This window comes from Paraburkholderia elongata (assembly GCF_013177735.1).
GTDB classification, from domain to species: Bacteria; Pseudomonadota; Gammaproteobacteria; order Burkholderiales; family Burkholderiaceae; genus Paraburkholderia; species Paraburkholderia elongata.
On sequence record NZ_WOEZ01000052.1, the window covers coordinates 61,963 to 76,629 of the forward strand.

The 14,667-nt window shown below is 60.7% G+C and carries 11 protein-coding genes; 7 read left to right on the plus strand and 4 right to left on the minus strand.

Translation table 11 applies throughout. The annotated features are described in order from the left end of the window. Positions 1–16: 16 nt before the first annotated feature. Entirely contained in the window at positions 17–1,321 is a 1,305-nt protein-coding gene (locus GNZ13_RS11405; protein ID WP_172163679.1) for a CitMHS family transporter, read from the minus strand. A gap of 99 nt (positions 1,322–1,420) precedes the next feature. On the opposite strand from GNZ13_RS11405, the gene GNZ13_RS11410 reads away from it, so the two are divergent. The 5 genes from GNZ13_RS11410 (at position 1,421) to GNZ13_RS11430 (ending at position 5,915) form a co-directional block, all read left to right on the plus strand. Further along, positions 1,421–2,314 carry a LysR family transcriptional regulator gene (locus tag GNZ13_RS11410; protein WP_172163683.1) on the plus strand — a complete coding sequence of 298 codons (894 nt, stop codon included), beginning with the start codon at positions 1,421–1,423 and terminating at the stop codon, positions 2,312–2,314. 273 nt (positions 2,315–2,587) lie between these two features. Further along, on the plus strand, positions 2,588–2,944 hold the full coding sequence (locus GNZ13_RS52230; protein ID WP_328807219.1) for a DUF2844 domain-containing protein: 357 nt from the start codon (positions 2,588–2,590) through the stop codon (positions 2,942–2,944). A gap of 30 nt (positions 2,945–2,974) precedes the next feature. After that, on the plus strand, positions 2,975–4,306 hold the full coding sequence (locus GNZ13_RS11420; protein WP_172163686.1) for a DUF3443 family protein: 1,332 nt from the start codon (positions 2,975–2,977) through the stop codon (positions 4,304–4,306). A 166-nt stretch (positions 4,307–4,472) separates the two neighbouring features. Next, positions 4,473–5,279 (plus strand): alpha/beta fold hydrolase, encoded by an 807-nt coding sequence (locus tag GNZ13_RS11425; protein WP_172163688.1) that lies wholly within the window; start codon positions 4,473–4,475, stop codon positions 5,277–5,279. A 408-nt stretch (positions 5,280–5,687) separates the two neighbouring features. Next, positions 5,688–5,915, plus strand: coding sequence for a hypothetical protein (locus tag GNZ13_RS11430; protein ID WP_172163690.1), 228 nt, complete (start codon positions 5,688–5,690; stop codon positions 5,913–5,915). 158 nt (positions 5,916–6,073) lie between these two features. Here GNZ13_RS11430 and GNZ13_RS11435 read toward each other — a convergent pair whose 3' ends face one another. Continuing rightward, positions 6,074–8,302 (minus strand): NADP-dependent isocitrate dehydrogenase, encoded by a 2,229-nt coding sequence (locus GNZ13_RS11435; RefSeq protein WP_172163692.1) that lies wholly within the window; start codon positions 8,300–8,302, stop codon positions 6,074–6,076. A gap of 409 nt (positions 8,303–8,711) precedes the next feature. Here GNZ13_RS11435 and GNZ13_RS11440 point away from each other — a divergent pair, with 409 nt between their 5' ends. Beyond that, on the plus strand, positions 8,712–10,904 hold the full coding sequence (locus GNZ13_RS11440; protein WP_172163694.1) for a TonB-dependent siderophore receptor: 2,193 nt from the start codon (positions 8,712–8,714) through the stop codon (positions 10,902–10,904). Between the two features lie 56 nt (positions 10,905–10,960). Here the strand turns inward: GNZ13_RS11440 and GNZ13_RS11445 are convergent, their stop codons facing one another. Continuing rightward, on the minus strand, positions 10,961–11,878 hold the full coding sequence (locus tag GNZ13_RS11445; protein WP_172163696.1) for a LysR family transcriptional regulator: 918 nt from the start codon (positions 11,876–11,878) through the stop codon (positions 10,961–10,963). A 128-nt stretch (positions 11,879–12,006) separates the two neighbouring features. Here GNZ13_RS11445 and GNZ13_RS11450 point away from each other — a divergent pair, with 128 nt between their 5' ends. Continuing rightward, complete coding sequence (locus GNZ13_RS11450) at positions 12,007–13,719, plus strand: MFS transporter (protein ID WP_172163698.1); 1,713 nt, start codon at positions 12,007–12,009, stop codon at positions 13,717–13,719. A gap of 39 nt (positions 13,720–13,758) precedes the next feature. Here the strand turns inward: GNZ13_RS11450 and GNZ13_RS11455 are convergent, their stop codons facing one another. Beyond that, positions 13,759–14,640, minus strand: a complete 882-nt coding sequence (locus GNZ13_RS11455) for an alpha/beta fold hydrolase (RefSeq protein ID WP_172163700.1) — start codon at positions 14,638–14,640, stop codon at positions 13,759–13,761. Between the last annotated feature and the right edge of the window lie 27 nt (positions 14,641–14,667).

The window sequence follows — 14,667 nt, forward strand, 5'->3', positions numbered from 1 at the left end:
AGTAAAGCCGTGCAGTTCACAGCGAGAATATCCCCAGCACGACGCAGGCAATCGTCATCACGATCGAGGCGCCGAACAGCAGAGGGAACGTAAATTTCTGGTGATCGGCGAGATCGATGCCGCACAGGCCGACTACGAGGAACGTCGCCGGCGTCAGCGGGCTGACTGGAAAACCGGTCGTCATCTGGCCGAGCAACGCGGCTTGGCCGACATGCACGGCGGGCACGCCAAGTTGGCCGGCCACTTCGGCAATCACCGGCAGCACACCGAAGTAAAAAGAGTCCGGGTCGAACAGCATGCTCAGCGGCATCGACATCAACCCGAGCGCGACGGGAATGTGGCCCGCCATCGCGGGCGGCACGAAGCCGACCGCCGCCTGTGCCATCGCTTTCAGCATGCCGCTGCCCTGCATCACGCCAGTGAACACGCCGGCCGCAAGCAGAATGCCGGCCATCATCAACGCAGCGCGCGCATGAGCGTCGATCCGCTTACGCTGCATGTCGACGTTCGGATAGTTCACCATCAACGCGACGCATAGCCCGACCATGAACATGATCGCCGGCGGAATCTTCTCGCCCATCACGACCATCGTGCCGAGTACGACCAGCGTCAAGACGATGTTGAACCAGACGTTTTTCGGCCGGCGCAAGGCCTGCTCCTCGGGTGTCAGCGCGCGTTCTGGCATCGGCGCGGAAGCGCTCGCGGCGGTGAGGCCGAGCCGCTTTTCCTCGCGCCGCCCGAGCCAGAACGCCATGCCGAAGACGAACACCAGCCCGATCAACTGCACGGGAATCAGCGGGTTGAACAACGCCGAAATCGGCAGATGCAGCGACGCCGACGCGCGGATCATCGGCCCCGTCCACGGCAGAAAGTTGATGCCGGCGGCCATCGAAACGGCTGCGGCCAGCACGCGCCGGTCCATCTTCAGACGGTCATAGAGCGGCAGCATCGCGGGAATCGTGACGAGAAAGCACACCGCGCCGGAGCCGTCCAGGTGAATCAGCAGCGCGAGCAACGTGGTGCCCATCACGATCCGCGTGGGCCGCGTGCCGACGGCCCGCAAAATACGGTCGATGATCGGATCGAGCGTGCCGGCGTCGGTGATAGTGCCGAAGTAAAGAATCGCGAACACGAACATCCCGACCACGGGTGCGAGACTCTTGAGCCCGTCGATCACGAACTTGCTTGTCTGAAAGCCGAAACCACCGATGAGCGACGCCGCAATCGGCACGATGATAAGCGCCACCAGCGGCGACATCCGTTTCGACAGAATCGCGCCGAGCAGCACGACGATAGTAGCCAGCCCCAGCAATGGCAGCATGTGCTTGTCTCCAAAGTTGTTTTTTACTGCGATCCAGCGTAAGTTCGAGGCAACAATAAATCAATTGAAATGAATTGATCGCAGCAATTACAAACCATTATGGATTTGAATCTTCGGGACATCCGCGCGTTTATCTCCGTCGCGCAAACGGGCAGCTTCACGCGTGCGGCGACACGGCTGCACCTTTCCCAACCGGCCTTGACGGTGCAGATTCGCCGCCTCGAGGAAACCGTGGGCATGCGGCTCTTCGATCGCAACAGCCGCAATGTCGCGCTGACGCCGACCGGCCGCGAGCTGCTGCCGCTGCTGCAGAAGTCGCTGCACGATATGGAACATGTGCTGATCGACGCGCGTGCGCTCGGCGAGGGAACCAGCGGCACGGTGCGGATCGCGTGCCTGCCGACGTTCGCGGCCAGCGTCTTGCCCGAACTCGTGCAGGACATGAAGAAGGCCGTGCCGCGCGTGAGCTTCCATGTGCGCGACGTGGTCGCCAGCATGGTCAACACGCTGGTGCGCAGCGAGGAGGTCGATATCGGGCTGACCGGCGGAGAACTGGACGATACGGGCTTCGAGGTGCTGCACGCGGGCATCGATCGCCTGGTGGCGGTTTTTCCGAAGCGCCATGCGCTGGCGCGGCGGCGGCGCATCACGCTGGCCGACCTCGCCGCAGTGCCGCTCGTGCTGACAGCACAAGGCACGAGCGTGCGGGCCGTGGTCGATAGCGCCTTTGCAAACGCCCGCTGTGCGCCGGAGATCGCCTGTGAGCCGACCTACATGATGAGCGCCGTCGCGATGGTGCGCGCGGGGCTCGGCGTGACTATCCTGCCGGCGTCGGCTCGCGAGGTCAGGGCGGAACCTGAGCTGGTGGTCCGCCCCGTCGACGATCCCGCGTTCACTCGCCCTATCGCCCTGATCAAGAAGCGCGGCCGGACCTTGCCGCCCGTCACGGAAACCTTCGTTGCGGTGTTGATCGAAAAGCTCGGCAAGATTTGAAACAGAACCCGAATCGCCTCGCTATTCGTCTGTTTTAGTCGAACAGACGCACGCTAGTATTAATACCGCGTGGGCGCGAGGAAACGTTCGCGCGCATTTTCCGAAAAACTTCGAAAACCAAAAAATGATAACCACTCAATTTCGAATGCTCGTGGTGGCCGCGGCCTCGTTCGCCACGGTCGTTCCAGCATACGCAGGGTTAGGCGGCGCGCCGACCTAGCCCGTGACGGCCAGCAGTACCAGTGCAGGGGCGCCAGCCAGGGCGGCACCGCAGTGGCACGCTACGCTGCAAGCGCCAATGCGGCCTCGTCGACTTACACCGTGAGTCAGACCACGCTGCCGTCGGGTACGGTGGTGAACGAGTACATCACGGCGGGCAACACCGTGTTCGCGTTGAGCTGGGAAGGCCCGACCATGCCGCCGCTCAAGACGCTGCTCGCCACTTACTTCCCGTCATACGTGCAGGGCCTCACCGACGCGCATGCAGCGCAAGGCGGCGGCTACGGACCCGCCGTCGTGCATCAGTCGGCTCTGGTCGTGGAGACCGGCGGCCATATGGGCTCCTTTGTGGGTCGAGCCTATCTACCGCAAGCGTTGCCGCGCGGCGTTAGCGCCGACGACATCAAGTAAGTCTATTAAAAATTAATCGAGAGAATAAAAGTGCGCAAAATCGCATGGATCATTGCTGCGTCGCTCGGGCTTAGTCTGGCTGGCTGCGGTGGGGGTGGCGGCGGGGGTGGCAGCAGTGGTAACAGCAACACAACGGTCAACGCACCGGCCGGCGCAAGTTCGCCCGCACCCGCGAGCGGAACCAGTTCTTCGTCGAACACCAATAATTCGACGCCCAACGTACTCGCGGCGGACGCGACGGCGGTGCCTACCCTTGCCGGCCTCACCAATACGGTAGCAGTGACGGTCAGCGGAACGGGCATCCACAATCAGCCCATGGTCAGCATCAGGATCTGTACCGACAGTACTAACGCCAGCGCCAACTGCGCGACGATCCCGAATGTGATCGTCGATACTGCGTCGTTCGGACTGCGTCTGGTTCGCTCCGCGATTCCGACCACGACCTTCAATGCGCTCAGAGCCGAAAACGATGCTGCGAGCAATCTCCCGCTCGCCGAATGCGCGTTGTTTGGCAGCGGCTACGCATGGGGTTCGGTTTATTACGCAGACGTCGGGATTTCGAGTGAGATTGCCCAGAAAGTACCGATCCACGTGATCGGCGATACAACATTGACAACACCTGTGCCGAGCGATTGCCAGGTGGGCCGTCAGTTGGTCACCACAGCCGATCTCGGCGCAAACGGTATTCTCGGCATCGGCGTGAGCCCGAATGACTGCGGCTTGGCGTGCGCGACTGCACCGGCACCGAAGGCGTACTACTACACCATCGCCGGCACGGCCACCTCGGTGCAGATCAAAGGACAGATCACCAATCCGGTCACAAAGTTCGCGCAGGACAACAACGGCGTGATTCTGGAGATGGCCCAGGTTTCCGACACCGGCAGCGCAGCGGCTCAGGGTACGCTGGTGTTCGGCATCGACACACAAGCCAACAATGCGCTGCTCGGCACGGGTGCCACGCTGATGACGACTGACGCGAACGGCAACTTCACGTCGACCTACAACGGGACCACGCAGACAAAAACGTTCTTCGATTCCGGCTCGACGGTGATGTTCTTCCCGGACCCGACGATCCCGATCGACAGCTCGTCCGGATACTACATACCGACGACGACTGTCGGCCGGACGTCGACGCTGGTCGGAGCCAGCCCGGCGAGTGTGGCGCTCGGTTTCAATATCGCAAACGGCGCGACGCTGACCGCGTCGGGGAATAACGCGTTCAATAACCTCGGTATCTATCTGTCGAAGCAGTTCGACTTCGGCATGCCGCTCTTCTATGGCCGGCACGTGTACTACGGCATTTCGGGCACGGCGTCCACGGGTGGGGGCACGGGGCCGTATGTAGCGTACGTTTCTAACTGAGTGGTGGTGTGTCCTGCGCGGTGGATATCGATGGTGGTGTCGATATTCATTTGCGCAGGACGAGCGAAGCGAGCGCGAAAATTCGTAGCCTGGTTGATTTTCTGGTGGGGGCGCTGGCAACCTAGTGGTTCCTTAGGTTGCTGCGCTCACCAGGAAGGAACCGCTCATGGAATTCCACGACGACGACCTCGCCCATTTCGAAGGCCATGGCGCGACCCCGCTGCCGGTCTCGACCGAAGAGGGCTACGTCGAGCACGAAGGGGCGCGAATCTGGTACGCGTCATACGGGAACGGCGCGCCGGTGATCCTGCTGCACGGCGGTCTGGGGCACAGTGGCAACTGGGGCTATCAGGTCCCGGCGATGGTCGACTCCGGGCATCGCGTGGTGGTGATCGACAGCCGCGGCCATGGCCGCAGCACCCGCGACACGCGCCCCTATATGTACGAGCTGATGGCCTCCGACGTTCTGGCCGTGATGGACACGTTGCAGCTCGACCGGGCAGCGATGGTGGGCTGGAGCGATGGCGCCTGCGTCGCGATGGTGCTGGGCATCCTGGCCCCCGAGCGGGTTGCGGGCGTGTTCTTCTTCGGCTGCAACATGGATCCGAGTGGGACGAAAGCATTCGTGCCGACGCCGATCATTGATCGGTGTTTCGGAAGACATGCCAAAGACTATGCGCAACTCTCGGCCACGCCCGACGACTTCGACGCATTTGTCGGCGCGGTCAGTGAAATGATGAGAACCCAGCCCAACTACTCGGCGCACGATCTCGGCCAGATTCATGTGCCGGTTGCGATCGTCCAAAGCGAACACGACGAATTCATCAAGCTGGAACACGCCGATTACCTTGCCCGCAGCATTCCCGGCGCGGCGTTGACTCTCCTGCATGGCGTGAGCCATTTCGCCCCGCTGCAACGGCCAGCGCAATTCAACCGCGTAATGCTCGCTTTTCTGAAGCGGGTTCTTCCCTGAACGCAGCGATCACGCGCGGCGTTTCGCTGCGCCACGAATGCGCGACGCCTCACTATTTGGCCAGGATGCCAAAATTTCACGATGTGGCATGAGCCCTTGCTTCGTAAAAAATCGTGGTGCGTGGCACAAATCCGCCATTTCGCAATGTCGCCCTACGTTGCACATCGTGAAACAACGAATCCAAGCCTTTATTTTTAAACGATATTTTTTGATCGAACGAACCGTCTAACAACCCCTTGCGCCGTGACTCGCTGACGTAGACTCTTTTACAAGAGCCGACGGTTCATAGGACGCAGCGAAAAGGGTGCAGCAAAAGACGGGACGAAAACGCAGTCGCAGTAAGTCCCCCGCCTCTACCTGAAGCCGCCACGGCATCGCAGCTTTTAATTGGCAATTGGGAGACTAAAAATGGAAGGCTTTCGCTTTGAATCAACCCAGGGAGCGTTTTACATTTTGCCGGGCCAAGGTGGTTGGGAGGCAACTTACGGCAACGAGACGCTCGGTGAATTTTCCTGCCCGGAACAGGCAGCCGATGAAGTCGCACGCGGCCTGACCTGCCCGCAGCTGACCGAAGTCGATACGTCGACGCTCGAGATTCCTGAAAAACTCAGCGAATGGGAAATCGTTCACGTTTGAGGGCAGGTATGACCGCTCCCGTACGCGTAGAAACAACGATGGCGCTCCTGAGGAGCGCCATCGTCTTGCTTACGGCTTATTTCCGCGCTTGTTTCAGTGCTTGCTTCGGTACGTTGAGCGACAGCCTCAGTACCTCATTCAGCACGTCATTCAGTACCTTAAGCGACCGCGTCCACGATCTTGTTCAGCGTCGCGCTCGGGCGCATGGCCTTGCTCGTCAGTTCGACATTCGGACGGTAGTAACCGCCGATGTCCACCGGCTTGCCTTGCGCTGCACCCAGTTCTTCGATGATCTTCGCTTCGTTGTCGGCCATCGCCTTCGCCACGCCGGCGAACTGCGCCTGCAATGCAGCGTCTTCGGTTTGCGCAGCGAGTGCCTCAGCCCAGTACATCGCCAGGTAGAAGTGGCTGCCGCGGTTGTCGATGCCGCCAACCTTGCGCGCCGGCGACTTGTCGTTGTCGAGGAACTTGCCCGTTGCCTGATCCAGCGTCTTGGCCAGAATCTGCGCCTTCGGGTTGTGGTACGCGCCGCTCAGGTGTTCGAGCGAAGCGGCCAACGCCAGGAATTCGCCGAGCGAATCCCAACGCAGGAAGCCTTCTTCGACCAGTTGCTGAACGTGCTTCGGCGCCGAACCGCCCGCGCCGGTTTCGAACATGCCGCCACCGGCCATCAGCGGAACGATCGACAGCATCTTCGCGCTGGTGCCCAGTTCCATGATCGGGAACAGGTCGGTCAGGTAGTCGCGCAGCACGTTGCCGGTGACCGAGATCGTGTCCTTGCCGGCGCGGATGCGCTCGATCGAGAACTTCGTTGCTTCGACTGGCGTCATAACGCGAATATCCAGACCGCTGGTGTCGTGGTCCTTCAGGTATTGCTCGACCTTTTTGATGATCTGAGCGTCGTGCGCGCGCGCCGCGTCCAGCCAGAAAATAGCCGGCGTGCCGGTGGCGCGAGCGCGGTTCACCGCGAGCTTGACCCAATCCTGGACCGGCGCGTCCTTGGTCTGGCACATGCGCCAGATGTCGCCGGCTTCAACTGCCTGCTCGATCAGCACCGTACCGGCTGCGTCGGTCACGCGAACCACGCCGTTCGCCGGAATCTGGAACGTCTTGTCGTGTGAACCGTATTCTTCAGCGGCTTGCGCCATCAGGCCGACGTTCGGCACCGTGCCCATCGTGACCGGGTCGAACGCGCCGTTCTTCTTGCAGTCTTCGATCACAGCCTGGTAGACGCCGGCGTAGCAACGGTCCGGAATCACAGCCTTGGCGTCGTGCAGCGCGCCGTCCGCGCCCCACATCTTGCCCGACTCGCGAATCATGGCCGGCATGGAAGCGTCGACGATCACGTCGCTCGGCACGTGCAGGCTGGTGATGCCCTTGTCCGAGTTGACCATGGCCAGTTGCGGGCGTTGCGCGTATTGAGCCTTGATGTCGGCTTCGATCGCTTCACGCGTTTCAGCCGGCATGTCCTTCAAGCGCGCGTACAGGTCGCCGATACCGTTGTTCGGGTTGAAGCCGGCTTGCACCAACGCGTCAGCGTGCTTGGTCAGCACGTCTTTGTAGAACACCGACACCACGTGACCGAAGATGATCGGATCCGACACCTTCATCATGGTCGCTTTCAGGTGCACCGAGAACAGCACGCCCTTGCTCTTCGCATCGGCGATTTCTGCTTCGATGAAGCTGCGCAGCGCGTTCTTGCTGATCACCGAAGCGTCGATGATCTCGCCCGCTTGCACAGCCGTCTTTTCTTTCAGGACCTTCGTCGAGCCGTCAGCGGCGATCAGTTCGATCTTCACGGCGCCGGCCGCTGCGATCAGCGCCGATTTTTCGCTGCCGTAGAAATCGCCGCCGCTCATGTGCGCCACGTGCGACTTCGAGTTCGCGCTCCACGCGCCCATCTTGTGCGGGTGCTTGCGTGCGTAGTTCTTGACCGACAACGGCGCGCGGCGATCCGAATTGCCTTCGCGCAGCACCGGGTTCACCGCGCTGCCCTTGATCTTGTCGTAGCGCGCCTTGACGTCTTTCTCTTCGTCAGTCTTCGCTTCGTCCGGATAGGACGGCAGCTTGAAGCCCTGATCGCGCAGTTCGGCGATCGCAGCCTTCAGTTGCGGCACCGAAGCGCTGATGTTCGGCAGCTTGACGATGTTCGCTTCCGGACGCGTGGTGAGCCCACCCAGTTCCGCCAGATCGTCGGAACCCTTCTGTTCCGCGGTCAGGTAGTCCGGAAATGCAGCGATGATCCGGCCGGCAAGCGAGATATCGCGCGTTTCAACGATCACGTCGGACGAGCGCGTGAACGCCTTGACGATCGGCAGCAGCGAATAAGTCGCCAGAGCAGGCGCTTCGTCGGTCAGGGTGTAGATGATCTTCGGCGATGTGGACATGTTTGATGCTTTGCTTGGTGAAGTGATAGACAGAGCGTTGGTGGCGCTGAGCCGCGAGGTGGCGACAAAGCAGCAAGAACGCAGCGCGACCCACGGCACTACTTTTTACGGCCCGACCGTGAGTATATGCGTGTTTTCCAGTACTCGCTGCTAAACAAACATGCCGCCGTAACGTCGTGAACGGGGTCGAGCCCCGCCAGATAAGGCTTACAGCTCATTACCCTATGTCTTAAGACAGATGTCTTATAGATGACTTGCGATTCGAAATAGATTGTGAATACGAATCATATGCATTACCATTCGTGCGAAATCGCAGTTTGAACTGTCCGCTTAACCACCACTCGCTCGAACGACGCCGTTTCGCACATTTGTGGTGCGCGGCGGCGCCACCCTGCCCAACTCAAACAATATGCAGAAACCATTTGTCGCCGGCCGCCCAGCGCGGCCAACGTTCGCGCGCGGCCATCGCCGTACTCCATCGCTACTCAATGCCGGGCTCTTCGTCAGCTTTGGTCTATCGTTGTCTACGCTGTCATCTTCAGGATGGGCGCAGGCGGCGCAGGCAAGTGACGCCGCCGCGACGCTGCCGGCCGTAAGCGTCTCGGCAACGAAAGACACCGCTGTGGCGCAGGCCGACACCGTCAGCGCCGGCGCCTTGGGTTCGCGCAAGCAGGTGGACACGCCGTTCTCGACGCACGTGGTGACGAGCGACGAAGCGCAGGATCTGTTCGCGACTACCGCGAACGATATGTTCAAGTACGACCCGGCGGTATCGGTCAGCAGCGAAAACTCGATCAGCGAAAACTCGATGTTCAACGTGCGCGGCATGCCGATCGATACGCTGAACAGCATCAAGGTGGATGGTCAGACATTCCCCTCGTGGGACACCGATCTCTCGCTCGAACCGTTCGAGCAGGTCGAACTGCTCAAGGGCCTGTCCGGCTTCATGTACGGCTTCGGCTCGCCGGGCGGCATCGTCAACTACGTGCTGAAACGCCCGACCGACGATCCGTACCGCAGCATCTCGATCGGCTACAAGTCGGCGGGCGTGTTCAGCGAAGCGGTCGATCTGGGCGGCCGCTTCGGCCGCGACAACCGCTTTGGCTACCGCCTGAATCTCGTCAACGAAGACGGCAACACCGCTGAAGACCACGGTCATGTGCGCCGCCAGGTGGCCTCGCTGGCGTTCGACTTCCGCATTACGCCGGACCTGACCTTTAGCGCCGACGCCTTCTATCAGAAGCGCAAAACCAACGGCACGCTATTCGGCCTGATGTTCGGCAGCGGTCTCGGCATTCCCGACGCGAGCACCGTCACCCACGCGCTGACGCAACCGCAGAACTACTATCAGACCGAGATGGCTTCGTTCGGCACGGGCCTTGATTACCGCCTTTCCGAGAACTGGCATGCGAGCGTGAAGTATCGCTTTGCGAAGGAAAACCGCACCAATTCGGACAGCTTCCTGTTTGTGACCGATAACGCGGGCAATTACTCGAACACGCTGTATGCGGCCATGACGCGTTACTTCTACCAGAACGTCGACGCGATGGTGCAGGGCAAATTCAACACCGGCAGCATCAAGCACGACGTCGTAATCGGCGCTGGTTTCGAGATGCAAACCAGCGAGTACAGCAACACAGAAGGCTGGAATAACGGCTACTTCCTCGGCAACGGCAATCTGTACAGCAGCACGCTCTTGACCAACGATGAAGTCAGCATCGGCTCGGAGCTTTATCGTCAGCAGCGCACCGCGCAGGCTGCCGTGTACGCGAGCGATACGGTGCAGTTCACGTCACGTCTGTCCGCCCTGGTCGGCGTGCGTTACACGCAATACCGCGAGCACGTGTACGCTCCGAGCGGCGCCGTATCGTCGCAATACAGCGCGGATCCGGTCACGCCGACCTTTGCGCTGATGTTCAAGACCGATCCGTACTCGACGGTGTACGCGAGCTACGTCGAATCGTTGGAACAGGGTGGCGCGGCCTCGAACACCAACCTCAATTTCCCTGCAACGTTCGGCCCGCTGAAGAGCAAGCAGTATGAAGTCGGCTTCAAAACGGATCACAGCAAGTGGGGCGCCAATCTTGCGCTGTTCCGCGTCGATCAGGGCTACAACTATACGAACTCGGCCAACATCTTCGTGCAGGACGGCACGAAGCGCTATACCGGCGTCGATGCAAGCGGCTGGCTTGCGCTGACGAGCGAATGGCGCGTGATGGGCGGCGTGATGTGGCTCGACACGAAGGCGGTCGACGTGGACGACGCGAGCGTCGAAGGCAAGCGCGTGTATGGCGCGCCGAGGTTCACCGTGACCGGCCGGATCGAGTACAACCCATCGTATCTGCGTCCTTTGACGCTGGCGTTCGGCGGCAAGTACGTCGGCAACCAGGCGGTCGATGCAGCCAACTCGCAGTTCGTCCCGGCTTATGTCACTTACGATTTGAGCGGCCGCTACGAGACGAAAATTGCGGGCAAAGATGTGACGTTCCGGGCGGGGATCAACAATCTCTTCAACCGCCGTTACTGGACCACGGCGTGGGGATACTATGTAGCGCCTTCGCCGACACGGACTGCCGTGGCCAGCGCTACTTTGCAATTCTAAGCAATACGTGCGAAGGGAGGAGCGCCCGCGGCAGCAGCGGGCGCACCTCCTTCCAATCAGTTCACCGACGGCACCCCGACCATACCGGGGATCTCGGCGACAAGCGCATCAATCGCGCAGCGCGTCTTCAACGCGAGATACCGACTCTTCGGCCACACAACGTGGATCTCCTGAGAAGGGCGAAAGCAATTCTCCATCACGGTCACCAACTGATCTGTTTCCACATAGCGCGCCAGCAGCCAACTCGGCAGCCACGCCAGCCCGAAGCCCGCAATCGCGGCATCCACGATCCCCTGCATGTCGTCAAAACTAAGCTGCGGCTCTACATCCGCGCGGCGCATTTGCCCATCGACATCGAGTACGTTCCACGGCTCAAGAACCCCGTTGCGTGAATACGCAATGATCGTATGCCCGTGGAATTCATCCACACGGCCCGGCATGCCGTACCGAGCCAGATACGCCGGCGCGGCACCAATGCTTGCATACTGAACACCGAGCCGCCGAGCCGCGAGACTCACGCTATCGACCAGTGGACCGATCCGCACCACGAGATCGAAGCCCTCTTCTACGACATCCACAAAGCGATCAGTGACCGAAATGTCGATCTTCAATTGCGGATGCCGTCGCGCAAGCCCAAGCAGCACCGGCGCCACACAATGATGGCCGAAGGCTTGCGGCACGCTCACCCGCAGACGCCCTTTGGGTTCGCGGCGGCCTGAGTCCAGATCGGCTTCAGCGGCCTCGAGTTCGGCGAGCGCACGCACGCAGCGGTCGTAATAGGCTTGCCCGTCCTCCGTGAGACTTTGACTGCGCGTCGTGCGATTGAGCAGGCGCACGCCGAGGCGCTTTTCAAGCCGGACGATCACCTTGCCGACGGCCGAGCGCGTCAGGTTCAACCGCTCCGCCGCCAACGCAAAACTGCCCGTTTCGACGACGCGCACGAATGTCGTCACGCCGTCAAGAATGTCGCTCATACCTTCACTTTATTGGTTCCACCAAGGATGCATTGCTCGGACTGAATAGCATCAATCGGGACATGAATTCCCCACTATATTACACACTCTCTGGTGGCCAAGGCCATCGACTATCGAGGTGAATTCCTATGTCCAGATATCGGAACGCGTCGCCACGGCACGACGAACGGCCACACGCGAGCGCCACTACGGCCCAGACCGAATATCGCTCGAGCGCGCGGCAGTCGCGCACCGGCGGAGCCACGTCTGGCGAACTTGCGCAAACGACGACCCGCTTCTCCATTCGCAAGAACACCCTGGCATTGGGCGCCGTGTGTCTCGCTTCACTGATGTTCGCCCTCGAAATCTCGAGCGTGCCGGTGATCCTGCCCACGCTCGAGCGTGTTCTGCACGGCGACTTCAAGGGCATGCAGTGGATCATGAATGTCTACACGCTCGCGGTAACCACGGTATTGATGGCGACCGGCACGCTGGCGGATCGATTCGGCCGCCGGCGCATTTTCGTCATCGGTATTGCGCTGTTCGGCCTGACCTCGTTGATTTGCGGCCTCGCGCAGAGCGTGCCAACGCTGATCGTCGCGCGTTTGTTGCAAGGCGCGAGCGGCGGTGCGATGTTGATATGTCAGGTCGCCGTGCTCTCGCACCAGTTCAACGAGGGACCCGAACGCGCCCGGGCGTTCAGCGCATGGGGCATCATTCTCGGCATCGGGTTGGGCTTTGGACCGATCATCGGCGGGATGATCGTGACGGTGTCCGGGTGGCAATGGGTCTTCTGGGTGCACGCGCTGCTCGCCATCGTCACGTTAGCGCTGGTCTTCGGCGGCGTGCAGGAATCGCGCGACCCGCACGCGCATACGCTCGACGTGGCCGGCATCGTCACACTTTCGCTGGCGGTTTTCGGTCTGGTGTATTTCATCACCCAGGGCTCGGACCTCGGCTTCACGAGCTCTCGCGCGATTTTCATTGTCGTGGCGACGGTGATTGCCTTCGTGGCCTTTCTTTGCGCGGAGCAATTTAGCGCACGCCCGATGTTCGATTTTTCGGTATTCAGGATTCCGCAGTTTTCTGGTGCGCTGATGGGCTCCGCAGGCATGAACTTCAGTTTCTGGCCCTTCATGATCTACATACCGATCTACTTCCAGATCGGCCTCGGCTACGACAGCATGAGCGCGGGCCTGGCGCTACTTGCGTACACGCTGCCGACGCTGCTGTTTCCCCCGCTCGGCGAACGGCTTGTGTTGCGCTACGGCTCGGGAATCGCGATCCCGGGGGGCCTCTTTATCATCGGCCTTGGCTTCATGCTGATGAAGTACGGCAGCAGTGTCGCGCATCCGGACGCGCTGACTATGTTGCCCGGTTGCGTACTAGCCGGCGCCGGTCTCGGCCTGACCAACACGCCCGTTACTAACACGACAACCGGTGCCGTTCCCGCAGAGCGAGCGGGCATGGCATCCGGCATCGACATGAGTGCGCGGATGATTACGCTTGCGATCAACATCGCCTTGATGGGCGCGATATTGATTGCCGGTATTCTGTTCCATCTGAAGGCAAGGCTGCCGGCGACGATCGACACCGGACTGCTCGCACGGCTCGCCGAGAAGATCGCAGCGGGTGATGTCGAAGCAGTCGGAGCGGGAATTCCTGCGTTGGCGCAGATCGATCCCGCTGGAACCGCCGTTCACGCTGCGCTGATGGAAGGTTTTGGATGGGTGATGCTATACGGCGGTGTTGGCGTATGGGTACTGGCCGCGCTCAGCTTCGTGATCTCGGGAAGCGCGTCGAGAAACGCGAAACCCGGAACGGCCACCCCACGCGCCTCCCTCCCTGCCGACCCTGGCTAACCCGGCAAAGCGTGACGCACTACCCAACATCGCCCAATATCAACGACTCAAAAACTCGACAACCATCCGGTTGAATTTTTCAGCGTGCTCCCACTGCGCCCAATGTCCGCATCGACCGAACACATGCAAATCCGCGTTCTGCATGCCGGCAACCAGGCGCAGTCCCACATCCATCGGCACAAACCGATCATCTCGCCCCCAGATCACCAGCGTCTGCGCCGAAATCTCTCCAAGCCGCGGGCCGAAATCATTGAACTGCTTCGGATTAGCCGCCAGGCTCTTAACAAAGTTCTCCAGATGATCCCGCCGCGCGAGCATGTTATCGAGTCGCGCCTCCATGAGATCGTCCGTTAGCGCCTTGGTATCGAACACGAACACATTCATCATGCGCTTGAGATTCTCGATCGTCGGCTCGCGATACAGGCCTTGCAGCAGCTTGATACCCTCGGTCGGCATCGGCACAAACTGACTGGGCCCACCAGTCCCACCCCCCATCAACACCAGCTTGCCGACACGCTGCGGATTCTCCAGCGCAAAGGCCACCGCGCTATGCCCGCCCATTGAGTTACCGATGATATGCACCCGTTCGATATCGAGCGCATCGAGCAAGCCCTTCAACGAGCGCGCGTTGAGTTCGGAGCGCGAGCCGTCACACACGATCGGATCGCTCTTGCTCCAGCCGAGGCAGTCCATCAGGATCACACGATACCCTGCTTTCACAAGCGGCTCGACATTGCGATTGAAGTTCGCCCAACCACTCGCGCCCGGACCCGAGCCGTGCAACATCACCACCGTTTCCGTGCCCTGACCGACGTCGTTGTAGTGCAACTGCACGTCGCGCTCAGCTTCATTCTCGCCTTGCTTGATCCGCACGAACCTGCTGGTCGACGCTTCGGTGAATGCCGGTACATTTGAGCTCATGTTGAATTCCTTTTCTCTGAAGAGTTG

Excerpts from the sequence above, each read along its gene's own strand:
- GNZ13_RS11405 (WP_172163679.1), bottom strand. The coding sequence starts at position 1,321 with ATGCTGCCATTGCTGGGGCTGGCTACTATCGTCGTGCTGCTCGGCGCG.
- GNZ13_RS11410 (WP_172163683.1), top strand. The coding sequence starts at position 1,421 with ATGGATTTGAATCTTCGGGACATCCGCGCGTTTATCTCCGTCGCGCAA.
- GNZ13_RS11425 (WP_172163688.1), top strand. The coding sequence starts at position 4,473 with ATGGAATTCCACGACGACGACCTCGCCCATTTCGAAGGCCATGGCGCG.
- GNZ13_RS11430 (WP_172163690.1), top strand. The coding sequence starts at position 5,688 with ATGGAAGGCTTTCGCTTTGAATCAACCCAGGGAGCGTTTTACATTTTG.
- GNZ13_RS11435 (WP_172163692.1), bottom strand. The coding sequence starts at position 8,302 with ATGTCCACATCGCCGAAGATCATCTACACCCTGACCGACGAAGCGCCT.
- GNZ13_RS11440 (WP_172163694.1), top strand. The coding sequence starts at position 8,712 with ATGCAGAAACCATTTGTCGCCGGCCGCCCAGCGCGGCCAACGTTCGCG.
- GNZ13_RS11445 (WP_172163696.1), bottom strand. The coding sequence starts at position 11,878 with ATGAGCGACATTCTTGACGGCGTGACGACATTCGTGCGCGTCGTCGAA.
- GNZ13_RS11450 (WP_172163698.1), top strand. The coding sequence starts at position 12,007 with ATGTCCAGATATCGGAACGCGTCGCCACGGCACGACGAACGGCCACAC.
- GNZ13_RS11455 (WP_172163700.1), bottom strand. The coding sequence starts at position 14,640 with ATGAGCTCAAATGTACCGGCATTCACCGAAGCGTCGACCAGCAGGTTC.